The organism is Streptomyces sp. NBC_00986, from assembly GCF_045162565.1.
Taxonomy (GTDB): domain Bacteria; phylum Actinomycetota; class Actinomycetes; order Streptomycetales; family Streptomycetaceae; genus Streptomyces.
Genome location: NZ_CP108733.1, coordinates 4,745,993 through 4,760,912, shown reverse-complemented (window position 1 = coordinate 4,760,912; position 14,920 = coordinate 4,745,993). Strand labels below are relative to the sequence as shown.

The following is a 14,920-nucleotide window of genomic DNA, read 5'->3' as shown; positions in this document are numbered from 1 at the left end:
CACGGTGTGTAGATCATGGCGGCCCGTACGAGTCCGCAGGTGGGGGCCGATTGTCACGGTTCTGCCACACGGGGTCTGCACCATCCAGCCCGTCCGGCGTTTGAGGACGAGGCCGTTCAGGCCGACGGGGGTCTGGGGGCGGAGCCCCCAGGAGGCCGACCACGACGAGGCAGCGGCCCGGCCTCACCGGGAAGCCGTCCTGCCTCCGCCAGCGCCCGCCGCAACAGAAACTCGATCTGCGCATTGGCGGACCGCAGTTCATCACCGGCCCACCGCGCGATCGCGTCGTACACCGAAGGGTCCAGCCGTAGCAGCACCTGCTTGCGCTGCTGCGGCTGACGCTGAGGGGTTGAACCCCCGGAGGGAACCGTCACTGGTACAGGGTGCCCGTGTTCAGCACGGGCTGCGGCGCCCGGTCCCCGCAGAGCACCACCAGGAGGTTGGAGACCATCGCCGCCTTCCGTTCGTTGTCCAGCTCCACGATGTCCTGCTCGGTGATCCGGGCCAGCGCGGCCTCGACCATGCCCACCGCGCCGTCGACGATCTGCCGCCGGGCCGCGACGACCGCCCCGGCCTGCTGCCGCTGGAGCATCGCCGAGGCGATCTCGGGCGCGTACGCGAGATGCGTGAAGCGGGACTCGATGATCCGCACGCCGGCCGCCTCGACCCGGGCGCTCAGCTCGACGGCGAGCTTCTCGGTGATCTCCTCGGCGTTGCCGCGCAGTGAGAGTCCGCCCTCGTCGTGGGCGTCGTAGGGATACTCGATGGCGATGTGCCGTACGGCCGTCTCGGTCTGGGTGGCGACGAACTCCGTGTAGTCGTCGACCTCGAACGTGGCCTGCGCGGTGTCGCGGACCTTCCAGACGACGACCGCGGCCAGCTCGATCGGGTTGCCGTAGGCGTCGTTGACCTTGAGTGCCGCGGTCTCGTGGTTGCGGACCCGGGTCGAGATCTTCGTGCGCGAGGTGAACGGGTTCACCCAGCGCAGCCCGTCCCGCCGGATCGTCCCCCGGTACCGCCCGAAGAGCTGCACGACCCGCGCCTCGCCCGGCGCCACCGTGTTGAGCCCGCTCATCGCGGTCACCGAGGCGAGGAAGAGGAGGATGCCGCCGATGATCAGCGCGGCCTTGCCGCCGGCTCCCTCGACCGCGGTGGCGGTGATGATCAGGCCGACGGAGACCAGCACTCCGGCCAGCCCGAAAATCAGCGCGAGCCCGCCGCCGACACTGTGCGCGGCGAACTCCCGCACGCGCGGGGCAGGCATGTCGGGTACGTCTGCGGGTACTTCGGTGGTCATGATGCTCCCCCATAGCTTGGTTCTAGCAATCTGATATCAGATTACCCGTCCATGGCAACCCTCAACCCCGTTCGTACGTCGGTTCCATAAGGGCGGGTGCTGATTGTCACGTCCGTAATGGACCGGATCGACAGCCCTTTGTCACAACTCCTGGTGTTAGCTTTCTGAGCTGACTTGACGGGCGAACCTGTGTGACACCAGAGCACAAGAGAGCGAAGCGGAGCGAAACGGACTCATGGGACGAGCGGAAGAGAGACGAGCGCGCCAACGCGGTGGCCACCGCGCGGCGCCCAAGACCCGCCGCTCGTCGGGGGCGGACGGCACGGGCGCCACGGGCACCAAGGGCTCCAAGGACGGCAAGAGCTTCATACGCAGGCTCTTCACCTGGAAGAAGATCCTCGGTACGTTCCTCGGCCTCTGCCTGCTCGGGATCGGCGCGTTCATCGTGCTCTACATGATGATCAGCATCCCCGCGGGCAACGCCGACGCGAAGCTGCAGAGCAACGTCTACAAGTACAGCGACGGCTCGGTCCTGACCCGCAAGGGCGATGTGAACCGCGAGAACGTCGACCTCTCGCAGGTCCCCAAGGCCGTCCAGCAGACGTTCGTCGCCGCCGAGAACAAGACGTTCTACAGCGACGCCGGCGTCGACCTCAAGGGCACCGCCCGCGGTCTGCTCAACACGCTGTCCGGCAAGGGCGCGCAGGGCGGATCGACGATCACCCAGCAGTACGTGAAGAACTACTACCTGACGCAGGACCAGACCGTCACGCGCAAGCTGAAGGAAATGGTCATCTCGCTGAAGCTGGACCGCGAGAAGTCCAAGGACTACATCCTCGCCGGGTACATCAACACCAGTTACTACGGCCGCGGCGCCTACGGCATCCAGGCCGCGGCCCAGGCCTACTACCGGGTCGACGCGAAGAAGCTGTCGGTCGAGCAGGGCGCCTATCTCGCCGCGCTGCTCCAGGCGCCGAACCAGTACGACTGGGCGATCGCGACCGACACCGGCAAGAAGCTGGTGCAGGCGCGCTGGAACTACGTCCTGGACAACATGGTCGGGCAGGGCTGGCTGAGCTCCACCGAGCGCGAGGCCATGAGGTTCCCGGTGCCCGAGGCGCCCAAGGCCGAGGCCGGCATGGCGGGCCAGACCGGCTACATGGTGTACGCCGCCGACCAGGCCCTGGAGAAGCAGCTGATCGCCTCGGGGCAGGCCGCCAACGCCAAGGACGCCGAGGCACTGGTCACCGCGGGCGGCTGGACGATCACGCTCAACATCGACAAGAAGAAGCAGGCCCAGCTGGAGAAGGCGGTCAAGTCCCAGCTGACCAGCAAGCTCGACGCCAAGAAGCGCAAGGTCGACGCGAACGTCCAGCCCGGCGCGGTGTCGGTGAACCCGAAGACGGGTGCGGTCGTGGCGATGTACGGCGGCGCGGACTATCTGAAGCACTTCACGAACAACGCGACCCGCAGCGACTACCAGCCCGCCTCCACCTTCAAGCCGGTGATCCTGGCCGCGGCCCTGGCCGACGAGGCCAAGACGCAGAGCGGCAAGCAGATCACGACCGACACGCTCTACGACGGCACCAGCAAGCGCCCGGTCGTGGGCAGCGACATCGGGTTCGCGCCGGAGAACGAGGACGACCAGAGCTACGGCAAGGTCACCGTCCAGACGGCGATGAACAAGTCGATCAACTCGGTCTTCGCGCAGCTCGGTGTCGACGTCGGCATGGACAAGGTCCTGAAGACCGCGGGCGAACTGGGCATGGACACCGGCGACCTGAAGGCCGTACCGGCGCAGACCCTCGGCACCATGGGCGCGAGTCCGATGGAGATGGCCGGCGTCTACGCCACCTTCGACAACCACGGCAAGAAGGTCACCCCGGCCCTCATCAAGTCGGTCGCGCACAACACGCGCACGGTCACCATGCCCGACCCGATCGGCGCCCAGGTCATCCCGCGTGAGGCCGCCGACACGGTGTCCTCGGTGCTGACCGGCGTGGTCGACGACGGTACGGCGAAGGTGTCGGTGGCCGAGAATCCCAAGCGCGACGGGCAGCAGGTCGCTGGCAAGACGGGTACCTCCGACAACAACAAGTCGGCCTGGTTCACCGGTTATACGCCCGACCTGGTCACCTCGGTGGGCCTGTTCGGGGAGGGTGCGCCCGGGACCAGCAAGGCGAGCCAGCAGGTGCCGCTGACCGGTGCGACCGGCCTGATCACCGCAGGCGGCGGCCGCATCAACGGTGGTGGCTATCCCGCGCAGATCTGGGCGACGTACATGTTCGGAGTGACCAAGGCGAACGGCAAGTTCGACCTGGACACCGACCAGGGCGCGGCGGTCGAGCCGGACTTCACGCCGACGGCGACCCCGACCCCGACGGCGACGCCGTCCCCGACCCCGACGACCAAGTCGCCGTCGCCGACCCCGACGACGGAGTCACCGACGCCGACCCCGACTCCGACGCCGACCCCGACACCCACCCCGACGCCGACGATCAGTCCGCCGGTGACACCGACCGGCGACGACACGGACAACCCGTTCGACCAGCTCAACCAGTAGTCAGGTCACACGGAGAGAGGGCGCCCGGCACTTCGCCGGGCGCCCTCTCTCCGTGTGCCGCTGGGTGAACTCGCGTACCGCTAGGCGAAGTTCGCGGCGATCCGGTCGCCGAGTTCCTTGTCGATGTTGTGCCAGTACTGCAGGGCGCGGTCGAGGACCGAGCGGGAGACGTCGGCCTTCAGATGGCCGCTGACGTTGGCCACGAGACGGTCGCGGGCCGCGTCGTCGAGGACCTCGCGGACCATCGTGCCCGCCTGCCCCCAGTCGTCGTCCTCGGCGTGCAACTTCGTTGCCTCACGCACCAGTTCACCCGCCGTCTGCCAGCTCGCCGGATCGCCGAACTGCCCGTAGTCGGCCGCCGGACCGCCGTAGGAGTTCGGTGCGTACGGCCGCGCCGCGTTGGACGCCTCGTAGCGCATCGGGCCGTCCTTGGCATACGAGTTGACCGGGGAGTGCGGTCGATTGGGCGGCAGCTGGGTGTAGTTGGGGCCGATCCGGTACCGGTGGGTGTCCGGGTACGAGAACAGCCGGCCCAGCAGCATCTTGTCCGGGGACGGGCCGATGCCCGGCACCAGGTTCGAGGGCTCGAAGGCGGCCTGCTCGATGTGGACGAAGTAGTCCTCGGGGTTCCTGTTGAGGGTCATCCGGCCGACGTCGATCAGCGGGTAGTCCCCGTGCGGCCAGACCTTCGTCAGGTCGAAGGGGTTGAAGCGGTAGTCCGCCGCGTCCTCGAACGGCATGATCTGGACCTTGAGGCTCCAGCTCGGCGCGTTCCCGGACTCGATCGACTCGTGCAGGTCACGGCGGTGCTTGTCGCCGTCGGAACCGGCCAGCTCGTCGGCCTCGGCCTGCGTGAGGTACTCGATGCCCTGGTCGGTCTTGAAGTGGTACTTCACCCAGAACCGCTCACCGGCGCCGTTGATCCACATGTAGGTGTGGGAGCTGTAGCCGTTCATGTGGCGGTACGTCTTCGGGATGCCCCGGTCGCCCATCAGCCAGGTCACCTGGTGTGCCGACTCGGGGGAGAGGGTCCAGAAGTCCCACTGCATGTCGTTGCTGCGCAGCCCGGTCGCCGGGTGGCGCTTCTGCGAGCGGATGAAGTCCTGGAACTTGATCGTGTCACGGACGAAGAAGACCGGGGTGTTGTTGCCCACCATGTCGTAATTGCCGTGCTCTGTGTAGAACTTGAGCGCGAAGCCGCGGGGGTCGCGCCAGGTGTCGGGCGAGCCCTGCTCGCCTGCGACGGTGGAGAACCGCGCCAGCATCTCGGTGCGTTTGCCCGGCTGGAAGAGGTCGGCCCGGGTGAACTGGCTGACGTCGTTGGTCACTTCGAAGAAGCCGTACGCACCGGAGCCCTTGGCGTGCACCACCCGCTCGGGGACCCGCTCCCGGTTGAACTGGGCCATCTTCTCGATGAGGTAGTGGTCCTGGAGCAGGATCGGGCCGTCGGGACCGACGGTGAGCGAGTGTTCGTCGCTCTCCACCGGGATCCCGACGTTGTTCGTGGTGTACGGAATCTGCTGGGGTGTCTGCGTCACGAGCGTCCTCCTGTTCAGGGAAAGTAGGTCGCTTCGCCTTCGCGTACCCCAGCAGTCAACTCCGACGCCGGTATGTCGGCAACTTTTGGACGATGTCTAATTCCGGTTCAGTTCGAACCAGACCACCTTCCCGGTGCTGAGCCGGGTGGCTCCCCACCGACGGGCCAGTCTGTTGACCAGGTACAGCCCGCGTCCGCCCTCGTCCGTGGCCCGCGCCTGCCGCAGCCGGGGCAGCTGGGGCACGTCGTCGCCGACCTCGCACCGCAGCACGTCGGTCCGCAGCAGCCGCAGAGTGACCGGGCGGGACGCATAGCGCACGGCGTTGGTCACGACCTCGCTGACCAGCAGTTCCACGGAGTCACTCATGTCCTCCATGCCCCAGCGGGCCAGCGCGCGGCGGGCCAGCCGGCGGGCCTGGCCGGGGGCCGAGTCCTCCGGGTCGAGGAACCAGTACGCCACGTCGCTCGGCGCGATGCCGTCGAAGCGGGCGGCGAGCAGCGCGATGTCGTCGTCCCGGTCGCCCGGGCCGAGCATGTCGAGCACCTCGTCGCACAGGGCTTCCAGGGGCGGCGGGTGATCGGGTCCGGTGAGCTGCGCGACCGCGGCGAGCTTCTCGCGCAGCTGCTCTATCCCGGTCCACACGTCCCGAAGCCGCGACTCGACGAGCCCGTCCGTGTAGAGGAGCAGCGTCGCTCCCGCGGGCGCGTCCAGCTCCACGGCCTCGAAGTCGACCCCGCCGACCCCGATCGGCGCGCCGGGCGGCACCCGCAGGACCTCGGCCCGGCCGCCCAGGTGCAGCAGCACGGGCGGCGGGTGGCCCGCGTTGGCGATGGTGATGCGGTGCGAGACCGGGTCGTAGACCGCGTAGAGGCAGGTCGCCATGCGGTCGGTGCCCAGCCGCTGGGCCTGTTCGTCGAGGTGGTGCAGGACCTCCTGCGGGGGCAGGTCGAGGCCGGCCAACGTCTGGGCGGTGGTGCGGAGTTGGCCCATGATCGCGGCCGAGGTCATGGAGTGGCCCATGACGTCGCCGACGACCAGGGCGACCCGGCTGCCGGGCAGCGGGATCGCGTCGTACCAGTCGCCGCCGACGCGCGCGGTCTCGGCGGCGGGCAGGTACCGGGACGCGAGCCGTACCCCGGTGGGCCGGGGGAGGGTCTCCGGGAGCATGGTGCGCTGGAGCTCGTCGGCGATGTACGCCTCACGGCCGTAGAGGACCGCCTTGTCGATGCCCAGGGCGCTGTGCGTGGCGAGTTGGGCGGCGACGAGGAGGTCGTCGGCCTCGAACGCCATGCGCTCGGGGCGGCGCAGGAAGAGCGCGGCGCCGATCACCCGGCGCCGGCCGCGCAGTGGCGCGAGGATCGCGCGCTGACCGGCCGGGACGATCAACTCGCCGCCCTCACCGAGGAGTTCCGGCAACGCGGCGCGGGCGGCGGGAGAGTCGGCGAACACGGGACGTACACCCCGCAGCACCTCGTTCAGCGCGCCGCCGGGCCGTACCTCGCACAACTCCGCGGTGACCGCGGACAGTTCGGAGGGCTGCTCCGGCTGTATCGCCGGCATGAAGCCGTTCTCCGTGTCCCGCTCCTCCGGGATGCGGTCGGTACGGCGCAGCCGCAGCACGACGGGACCCGTGGGCCGCTCGTCGCCCACCGGGAGCGGGTCGCGCAGATAGACCAGGATCGCGTCCGAGAACGTCGGTACGGTCGCCCGGCACAGCCCCATGACGATCTCGTCGAGGTCGATGCCGCGGGCGATCCGCCGGGTCGCGGCGCCCACGAAGCGCAGCCGGTCCCCGTCCCGCCGCATCGGCATGGGACCGCCGGACGGCAGCCCCTGTCCCGTACGGCGCTCCTTGGCGGCGTCGGAGACCTCGGCGCCGCCCGGCTGGGCCGGGATGCCGTCGGGCGACGGGCGGGGGCGATGGGTGTCGGGTTCGGCGGCCGAGGGCTGGGAGTGCTCGGAGCCGGCTGCGGCGGTATCGGGCTCGGGCTTCACAGGGGTACCTGCCGGGTCCTTCCCCTTGGCGCGGGACGTGCTCGTACCCGGCGCCGAAGGCGGCTCGCCGGTGCGTGCCTGTGCCGGTAAGCCAGCTCCACCGGACGGCCTGGACGGCGTCGAGGTGTGCAGGAGCGCCCCGCGGGGGTCTGCGGGGTCGGCGCCGCCGGGGCGCTCGAAGGAGGTGGGGTGCTCCGTCACGCGTGTCGAATCCGTCCGTCCGGGACCGCACGCGGTACGTGCGGATCGTCCCGCTGAAATGCCGATACCCGGAATACGTGCCCCAGGAACGGAATTCCCGCGTGGTCAGAGGCTGTTCCTGTGCCACCGGCGGACCGGCGGCCCGCTCCGGTGTCGCCCTGATACCCCTCGCTCACGTCCTGCCGCCCCTCGGTGACGTCTGGTCAGTCCCGGTACATGCCCCGGGAGTTGTGCGGTGCCCTTGCGGAGGACGATCCTACGGTTGCGCACCGGGGGCGCATCAAGGGTCTCATGTGGACATGTGCGCGGGGGTGCGGTCCCAGTCCTCCGGAAGTGAAGGTACAGCCCAGGACGGATCCGGGCGCCAGTGCTGCCATCCGTCCGCGAACGGCGACCCCCACGCGCGGATCGTCTCGATCGCGGACCAGCCCGCTTCCCTTACCCGCTCGGCCAGTTGGGGATCCATCAGACCGTCCCGCTGGGCCTGCGCGAACTCGTCCTCGTCGAGCCAGCGCCAACTGCGGTCCGGGTGCACGGAGATGTCCAGGAAGTGATCCACGGAGTCGACCCCGCCGTCCCAACGGACCTGCGGTTCCTCAAGGTTCACGTACCAGTTCTTGAACTGCCATCCGGGCTCCCAGAAAAGCCATACCGACCAGGGCTCACCGGGCCGCGCCAGCTTCAGCACACCCGTGCCGAACCAGTGGTCGCGCTGGACCGTACGCGGCTTGGTGTAGCGGGTCTCCAGCGGCTCCCCGTGCACCGACGTACCGTCCGCGAGCACCGGCTTCACACACTCGGTGCCGGGCGCCATCCAGACGGCGAGCAGTTCCTCGTCGTCCCGGACGACGGTGACGGGGCGGGCGATGTGGAAGCGCGGTCCGGCGTTCTCCCGGTAGCGCCACAGGATCTGATCCCCGGGCGCCCAGAAGGCCGTAGACGTACCCGCTTCCACCGCTCGCACCGCTCCACCGTCTGTCATGAAGAGATATTAGGTGCCCCGGGCATACGACGCTGCGGTGCGCGTCACGGTTCACGCCAGGGCGACAATTGGTTACGGACGCGTCATCCGCAGGACATCGAGGGCCTCGTCGAGCTGCGCCTCGGTGAGGTCACCGCGCTCCACATAGCCGTTCTCCAGCACGACCTGGCGGATCGTCTTCCGTTCCGCCAGTGCCTTCTTGGCGACCTTGGCGGCCTCCTCGTACCCGATGTACTTGTTGAGCGGAGTGACCACGGACGGCGAGGACTCGGCGTATTCACGCGCTCGCTCCCGGTGCGCGACGATCCCCTCGACGGTCCGGTCGGCCAGCAGCCGCGAGACGTTCGCGAGCAGCCGGATCGACTCGAGAACGTTCTTGGCGATCACCGGCAGCATGACGTTCAGCTCGAAGTTGCCCGCGGCCCCGGCGGTCGCGACGGTCGCGTCATTGCCGACGACCTGCGCGGCGACCATCAGCACGGCCTCCGGAATCACCGGGTTGACCTTGCCGGGCATGATCGAGGACCCCGGCTGCAGATCGGGCAGCGAGATCTCGGACAGCCCGGTCCGCGGCCCGGACGCCATCCACCGCAGATCGTTCGCGATCTTCGTCAGCCCTACGGCGATGGTCCGCAACTGCCCGCTGGTCTCGACGATCCCGTCCCGCGCGCCCTGCGCCTCGAAGTGGTCCCGCGCCTCGGTCAACGGCAGCCCGGTGACCAGCGCGACCTCGGCGATCACGGCGGCGGAGAACCCGGGCGGGGTGTTGATCCCGGTCCCGACGGCGGTCCCGCCGAGGGGCAGTTCGGCGAGCCGCGGCAGCGAGGCCTCCAACCGCTCGACGCCGTAGCGCACCTGCGCCGCGTACCCGCCGAACTCCTGCCCCAAGGTCACGGGCGTGGCGTCCATCAGGTGGGTCCGCCCGGACTTCACCACATCGGCGAACTCGACGGACTTGCGCGACAGCGCGCCCGCGAGATGCTCCAGCGCGGGGATCAGGTCGTGGATGACGGCACCGGTGGCCGCGATGTGGATGGAGGACGGGAAGACGTCATTGGACGACTGCGAGGCGTTGACGTGGTCGTTCGGATGCACGTCGCGCCCGAGCCGTTCGGTCGCGAGGGTGGCGATCACCTCGTTGGTGTTCATGTTGGACGAGGTCCCGGACCCGGTCTGGAACACGTCGATCGGGAAGTGCTCGTCCCAGTTCCCGCTAGCCACCTCACGGGCGGCCTCCTGGATCGCCTCCGCGATGTCCTTGTCGAGTACGCCCAGTTCGGCGTTCACCTTCGCGGCGGCGCCCTTGATCCGGGCCAGCGCCTCGATGTGGGCGCGTTCGATGGGCTGCCCCGAGATCGGGAAGTTCTCCACCGCCCGCTGGGTCTGCGCCCGCCACTTCGCGTCGACCGGGACCCGCACCTCCCCCATCGAATCGTGCTCGATACGGAACGGACCCACTGTCTGACCGTCGGCCATCGCCGATCACCTCCTGTGGGGGACAGCATCGCGGACACGTCCCGTGTTCCCACCTCAGCGGACGGAAACGGAGTGTCTCGGCCGAGTGCTCAGCGCTCAGCGGCCGGGCGGTGCTCAGCGTTCAGTGGCCGGGTGCGGTGCACACCGGCTGCCCGGCCACCTCGGCACAGGCCTGCGCCCCGCGCGGGTCGGCGGCGGCCAGCATCGGGCTGCTGTAACCGTCCGTGCGGTGACCGGGGTACTCGGCGGACAGCTCGTCCTGCCCGGCCCTGACGGAGATCTCCCGCGCCCCGCCGACCCGGGTGCGCACTTCCGACCAGACGGTGGCGCAGGACGGCGAGTACCGCAGCAGCACGACCTGACGGGCCCGGGTCACGGCGCTCTCCGTACGGGCGTCCCGCGCGCAGCTCTCGGAGGAGGGCAGCGCCCCCTGACAACCACTGGCCCGGCAGGAGGCGACCGTGTGATCGAGGACGTCGGTGGCACCGGCGGTGACCGCGACGGTGGTGGCCATGGCGGCGAGGGCGACGAGGGCGCGGGCCGGGGGACGCAGCCGACGGGGTCGTACGGGCGGCACGGGCGGCACGGACGGCACGGGCGGCGAGGACGGGATCGCAGGCTGCGCGGGGGGAGTGGCGGACGGTCTGGACTGCTCCTGGACCGCCGCATCCCACAGCGAGAGCAGCGCGCCGGGGTCGGTGTGGGCGAGCCGGGCGAGGGCCTCTACGGCTGCCCGGGGCGGGAGTTGGTCGCCGTTGAGATAGCGGTGCCAGGTCGATTTGCTGAACGGGGTGACGGAGGCCAGCGCGGCCAGGCTCAGCCCGGTCCGCCGCTTGAGGAGCCGGAGCCGTTCCGTCAGGAGCGGCCCCGCGTCGTCGTAAGGGCCGGACAGGGACCGCTGCTGCTCGGCCGTCACGTGGCTTTCCATCCTGCTCCTCGCCGTACCGGGGTGAACGCCGTGATCCGTTCCCGGGGCCGGCCGCGTGCCACACCCCGATCACCGGAATATGAAGGGGTGTTGACGTGGCACCACCCGACAGGACGCACGGGGCCGTCCCGCCGGGTGGTGCCGTGGGTCAGACGAGGGTCAGCACCAGCGGACGGCGCTGCGGTTGCTGACGTAGTGCGCGGAGACGTAGCCCTCGTGGTGCGGGAGCTTGTACCAGCGGTGGTTGCCGAAGACGTACGACCCGTACGTCTTGCAGACGATGGGCAACGTCCGCCCGACCGACCGTGAACCGACGACGCGGTACCCGGTGCCGGGGCCGGAACGGACGTTCAGCCGCTTGTGGTGCCGGGTGGTGACCTGCCCCAGGGCGTGCCGCGTCACGTGGTGGTGGGCGACGTGGTGTCGGGCGTGGGGAGCCGGGGCGGTGGTGGCGGCGACGGCTGTCACGGGGAAGACGGCGACGGCTGCGATCGCGGCGACGAGCCCGTTGCGCAGAGTGCGTCCGATCATGGGGGGTTCCTCCGAGTCGACCGAGGACCACGGGGTGTGGTCCAGTCGGTTCGGAGCTTTTCCGGCAAAGCGCCTGAAAATGCCGTCCCGCATGTCCCTGGGACGAACTGGGACAACATGCGGGACATGTCAGCACGTTGGGGGTCCAGGGGGCGGAGCCCCCTGGCCGGGTGAAAGGGGCAGCGCCCCTGGGGATGGGACGGGTAGGGGCGGCGGGGGCGAGCTGCATCCATCAGCGGCTCCGCCACGGGCCCTACGCCAGCCCAGGCCCCCGTACCGGGATGTGAGTGAACGTCGGCTCCGGTGCCGGGTTCTGGAAGAAGTCGTTGCCCTTGTCGTCGACGACGACGAACGCCGGGAAGTCCTCGACCTCGATCTTCCAGACCGCCTCCATGCCGAGCTCCTCGTACTCGACGACCTCGACCTTCTTGATGCAGTCCTGGGCGAGCCGGGCCGCAGGCCCACCGATCGACCCGAGATAGAACCCGCCGTGGGCGTCGCACGCGTCGGTGACCTGTTTGCTCCGGTTCCCCTTGGCGAGCATCACCTTGGACCCGCCCGCCGCCTGGAACTGCTCGACGTACGAGTCCATGCGCCCGGCGGTCGTAGGCCCGAAGGACCCGGACGCGTACCCCTCGGGCGTCTTCGCCGGACCCGCGTAGTACACCGGGTGGTCCTTCAGGTACTGCGGCATCTCCTCGCCCGCGTCGAGCCGCTCCTTGATCTTGGCGTGCGCGATGTCACGGGCCACGACGAGCGGCCCGGAGAGCGAAAGCCGGGTCTTCACCGGGTACTTGGTCAGCTCGGCGAGGATGTCGTCCATGGGCTGGTTGAGATCGATCTTGACGACGTCACCCGACTCGTCCAGGTGCTCGTCGGTCGTCTCCGGCAGGAACCGCGCCGGGTCGGTCTCCAGCTGCTCCAGGAAGACACCCTCGGCGGTGATCTTCGCGACGGCCTGCCGGTCGGCCGAGCAGGACACGGCGATGGCGACCGGGCAGGACGCACCGTGCCGGGGCAGCCGCACCACCCGCACGTCGTGGCAGAAGTACTTGCCCCCGAACTGCGCCCCGATCCCGATCCGCTGCGTCAGCTCGAAGACCTTCTGCTCCAGGTCCTTGTCCCGGAAGCCGTGCCCCAACTCCGAACCCTCGGCGGGGATCTCGTCCAGGTAGTGCGCGGAGGCGTACTTCGCGGTCTTCAGCGCGTACTCGGCGCTCGTGCCGCCGACGACGATCGCCAGGTGGTACGGCGGGCAGGCCGCCGTGCCGAGCGAACGGATCTTCTCCTCCAGGAACTTCATCATGGAGCCCTCGTTGAGGACCGCCTTCGTCTCCTGGTAGAGGAACGACTTGTTGGCCGAGCCGCCGCCCTTCGCCATGAACAGGAACTTGTAGGCGCCGCCGTCGGTCGCGTACAGCTCGATCTGGGCGGGCAGGTTCGACCCGGTGTTCTTCTCGTCCCACATGGTCAGCGGGGCCATCTGCGAGTACCGCAGATTGAGGTTGAGGTAGGCGTCGTAGATGCCGCGCGACAGCGCCGACTCGTCCTCACCTTCGGTGAGGACGTTCTGCCCCCGCTTGCCCATGACGATCGCCGTACCGGTGTCCTGGCACATGGGCAGCACACCGGCGGCGGCGATGTTCGCGTTCTTCAGGAGGTCCAGCGCGACGAACTTGTCGTTGTTCGACGCCTCGGGGTCGTCGATGATCCGGCGCAGCTGCGCGAGGTGGGCGGGCCGCAGGTAGTGCTGGATGTCGTGGATGGCCTCGGCGGCGAGCTGGCGCAGCGCCTCGGGCTCGACCTTGAGGAACGTCCGCCCGTCGGCCTCGAAGGTGGAGACACCCTCGGAGGTCACCAGCCGGTACGGGGTGGTGTCCTCTCCCATGGGGAGCAGATCGGTGTACGCGAACTCAGGCATCGCAGCCCATTCCTCACTCGACAGACGGCCGCCCGCCGACACTGGCGGGCGCTCACCAGCGTAGAACCTGCCACTGACACCGAGCTTGTGAGGTAAGGCTCAGTTCTCCGGGACCTCTCCCCGGGACTGCGCCACGCCAACGTTGTCCACACCCCTAGTCGCGATCTATCGCGTTTCGGTACGCTGCTGCCGTGGACCTTCAGAAGCAGCCCGTATCCGCGCCCACGGCCCCGCAGCCCGCGCCCGCCGCATCCGCGCTGCGCGCCTCGGACGCCGACCGTGACCGCATCGCCGACATCCTGCGCGAGGCCCTGGCGGAGGGACGCCTGGACTCGGACGAGCACGCCGAGCGGGTCGAGGGGGTGCTGAGCGCCAAGACGGTCGGCGAGCTGGAGGTCTTCATCCAGGATCTGCCGGCCGCCCATGGACACCGTGCGACGACCCCGTCGTACAGCCCCGCCCCGAACCGCCCGCCGGAGGGCGCGATCCCGGCCGAGGTCGACGAGCACGTGGTGGCGGTGTTCAGCGCCGCGATGCGCAAGGGCCGCTGGCGCGCGGGCCGCCGTATGCACGCGTACGCCGTGTTCGGCAGCGTCGAGATCGACCTCAGCGAGGCGATCTTCGAGTACCAGCAGGTCGTCATCAAGGCGGTCTCGGTCTTCGGCAACGTCGAGATCCGCGTCCCGGAGAACGTGTCGCTGCGCGGCACCGGCGGCGGAGTCCTCGGCAACTTCGAGGTGGACACGCTGGATTCCATCGAGCCGGACGCGCCCGTGGTCTACGTCGACGGGTGGGCCGTACTCGGAAACATCGAGGCAAAACCCAAGCGGGGCAAGCTAGTTGCGGACATTCTCGATCGGGTTCAGCGCAAGGTCGACAAGAATTTGCGCAAGCACCTGGACCGTTGACGGTTGTGAATCGGGACACATGTGGAGCTGATCGGTCCGCGCCCGTCCGGTCCTGACATCGCGCAGAAGCGCCCGAAAACCAGCGCTTCGGAACTCAGTGCATAGGCGCGCGCACAGCGGGTAGGCCTTGCTGCATCGTCTCTCGCTCGCGAAGCCGTCGTCAGGAGTAGACCGTGCTGCAACCGCCGCATTCGTCCCTGCAGGTAGCTGCTGTTCCGGCTCAGCGGGTGCCTGCGCGAGACAGGGACCAAGACGCTCCCTGGCACACCGAAGCGGTGTGCCGGCGCGACGAGGCAGGCCTGTTCTTCGCACCCTCCAAGGAACCCACCGCCGCCCGACTCTCCCGCGAGGACGCCGCGAAGCGCGTCTGCGCCCGCTGTCCGGTCATGGTCGAGTGCCGGGAGCACGCACTCCTGCAACCCGAGCCCTACGGCGTCTGGGGCGGCCTCACCGCCGCCGAACGCCGCGTGGTCCTGGCCAGGCGCCGCCGTCGCGACCTGGAACTCCAGAAGGCGCGAGCGGCGGGCCGCATAGCAGCGGCCGGCTGACCGACCGACGTAGAAAGGGGCGCCCCCACCGC

At 69.3% G+C, this 14,920-nt stretch carries 12 protein-coding genes; 3 read left to right on the top strand and 9 right to left on the bottom strand.

Going from position 1 to position 14,920, the window contains the following annotated elements:
* Positions 1-116 precede the first annotated feature (116 nt).
* On the bottom strand, positions 117-374 hold the full coding sequence (locus OG504_RS20635; protein WP_405991154.1) for a hypothetical protein: 258 nt from the start codon (positions 372-374) through the stop codon (positions 117-119).
* Entirely contained in the window at positions 371-1,297 is a 927-nt protein-coding gene (locus tag OG504_RS20630) for an SPFH domain-containing protein (protein WP_405991153.1), read from the bottom strand. The genes OG504_RS20635 and OG504_RS20630 overlap by 4 nt, the downstream gene beginning before the upstream one ends.
* A gap of 235 nt (positions 1,298-1,532) precedes the next feature.
* Here OG504_RS20630 and OG504_RS20625 point away from each other — a divergent pair, with 235 nt between their 5' ends.
* The gene (locus OG504_RS20625; RefSeq protein ID WP_405991152.1) at positions 1,533-3,860 is read left to right on the top strand and encodes a transglycosylase domain-containing protein; all 2,328 of its coding nucleotides are present in this window, start codon (positions 1,533-1,535) and stop codon (positions 3,858-3,860) included.
* 80 nt (positions 3,861-3,940) lie between these two features.
* Here the strand turns inward: OG504_RS20625 and OG504_RS20620 are convergent, their stop codons facing one another.
* The 7 genes from OG504_RS20620 to OG504_RS20590 form a co-directional block, all read right to left on the bottom strand.
* Positions 3,941-5,398 (bottom strand): catalase, encoded by a 1,458-nt coding sequence (locus OG504_RS20620; protein ID WP_405991151.1) that lies wholly within the window; start codon positions 5,396-5,398, stop codon positions 3,941-3,943.
* A 96-nt stretch (positions 5,399-5,494) separates the two neighbouring features.
* Positions 5,495-7,594 (bottom strand): SpoIIE family protein phosphatase, encoded by a 2,100-nt coding sequence (locus tag OG504_RS20615; protein ID WP_405991150.1) that lies wholly within the window; start codon positions 7,592-7,594, stop codon positions 5,495-5,497.
* 289 nt (positions 7,595-7,883) lie between these two features.
* Positions 7,884-8,576, bottom strand: coding sequence for a DUF402 domain-containing protein (locus tag OG504_RS20610; protein WP_405991149.1), 693 nt, complete (start codon positions 8,574-8,576; stop codon positions 7,884-7,886).
* A 72-nt stretch (positions 8,577-8,648) separates the two neighbouring features.
* On the bottom strand, positions 8,649-10,052 hold the full coding sequence (locus tag OG504_RS20605; RefSeq protein WP_405991148.1) for a class II fumarate hydratase: 1,404 nt from the start codon (positions 10,050-10,052) through the stop codon (positions 8,649-8,651).
* A gap of 121 nt (positions 10,053-10,173) precedes the next feature.
* Positions 10,174-10,980, bottom strand: a complete 807-nt coding sequence (locus tag OG504_RS20600; protein ID WP_405991147.1) for a DUF2690 domain-containing protein — start codon at positions 10,978-10,980, stop codon at positions 10,174-10,176.
* Between the two features lie 159 nt (positions 10,981-11,139).
* The gene (locus OG504_RS20595; RefSeq protein ID WP_405991146.1) at positions 11,140-11,511 is read right to left on the bottom strand and encodes an SH3 domain-containing protein; all 372 of its coding nucleotides are present in this window, start codon (positions 11,509-11,511) and stop codon (positions 11,140-11,142) included.
* Positions 11,512-11,764: 253 nt separating this feature from the next.
* The gene (locus OG504_RS20590) at positions 11,765-13,432 is read right to left on the bottom strand and encodes a fumarate hydratase (protein WP_405991145.1); all 1,668 of its coding nucleotides are present in this window, start codon (positions 13,430-13,432) and stop codon (positions 11,765-11,767) included.
* Positions 13,433-13,623: 191 nt separating this feature from the next.
* Here OG504_RS20590 and OG504_RS20585 point away from each other — a divergent pair, with 191 nt between their 5' ends.
* Positions 13,624-14,340 carry a DUF1707 domain-containing protein gene (locus tag OG504_RS20585; protein ID WP_405991144.1) on the top strand — a complete coding sequence of 239 codons (717 nt, stop codon included), beginning with the start codon at positions 13,624-13,626 and terminating at the stop codon, positions 14,338-14,340.
* Between the two features lie 173 nt (positions 14,341-14,513).
* Positions 14,514-14,888, top strand: coding sequence for a WhiB family transcriptional regulator (locus OG504_RS20580; protein ID WP_026150672.1), 375 nt, complete (start codon positions 14,514-14,516; stop codon positions 14,886-14,888).
* Positions 14,889-14,920 lie beyond the last annotated feature (32 nt).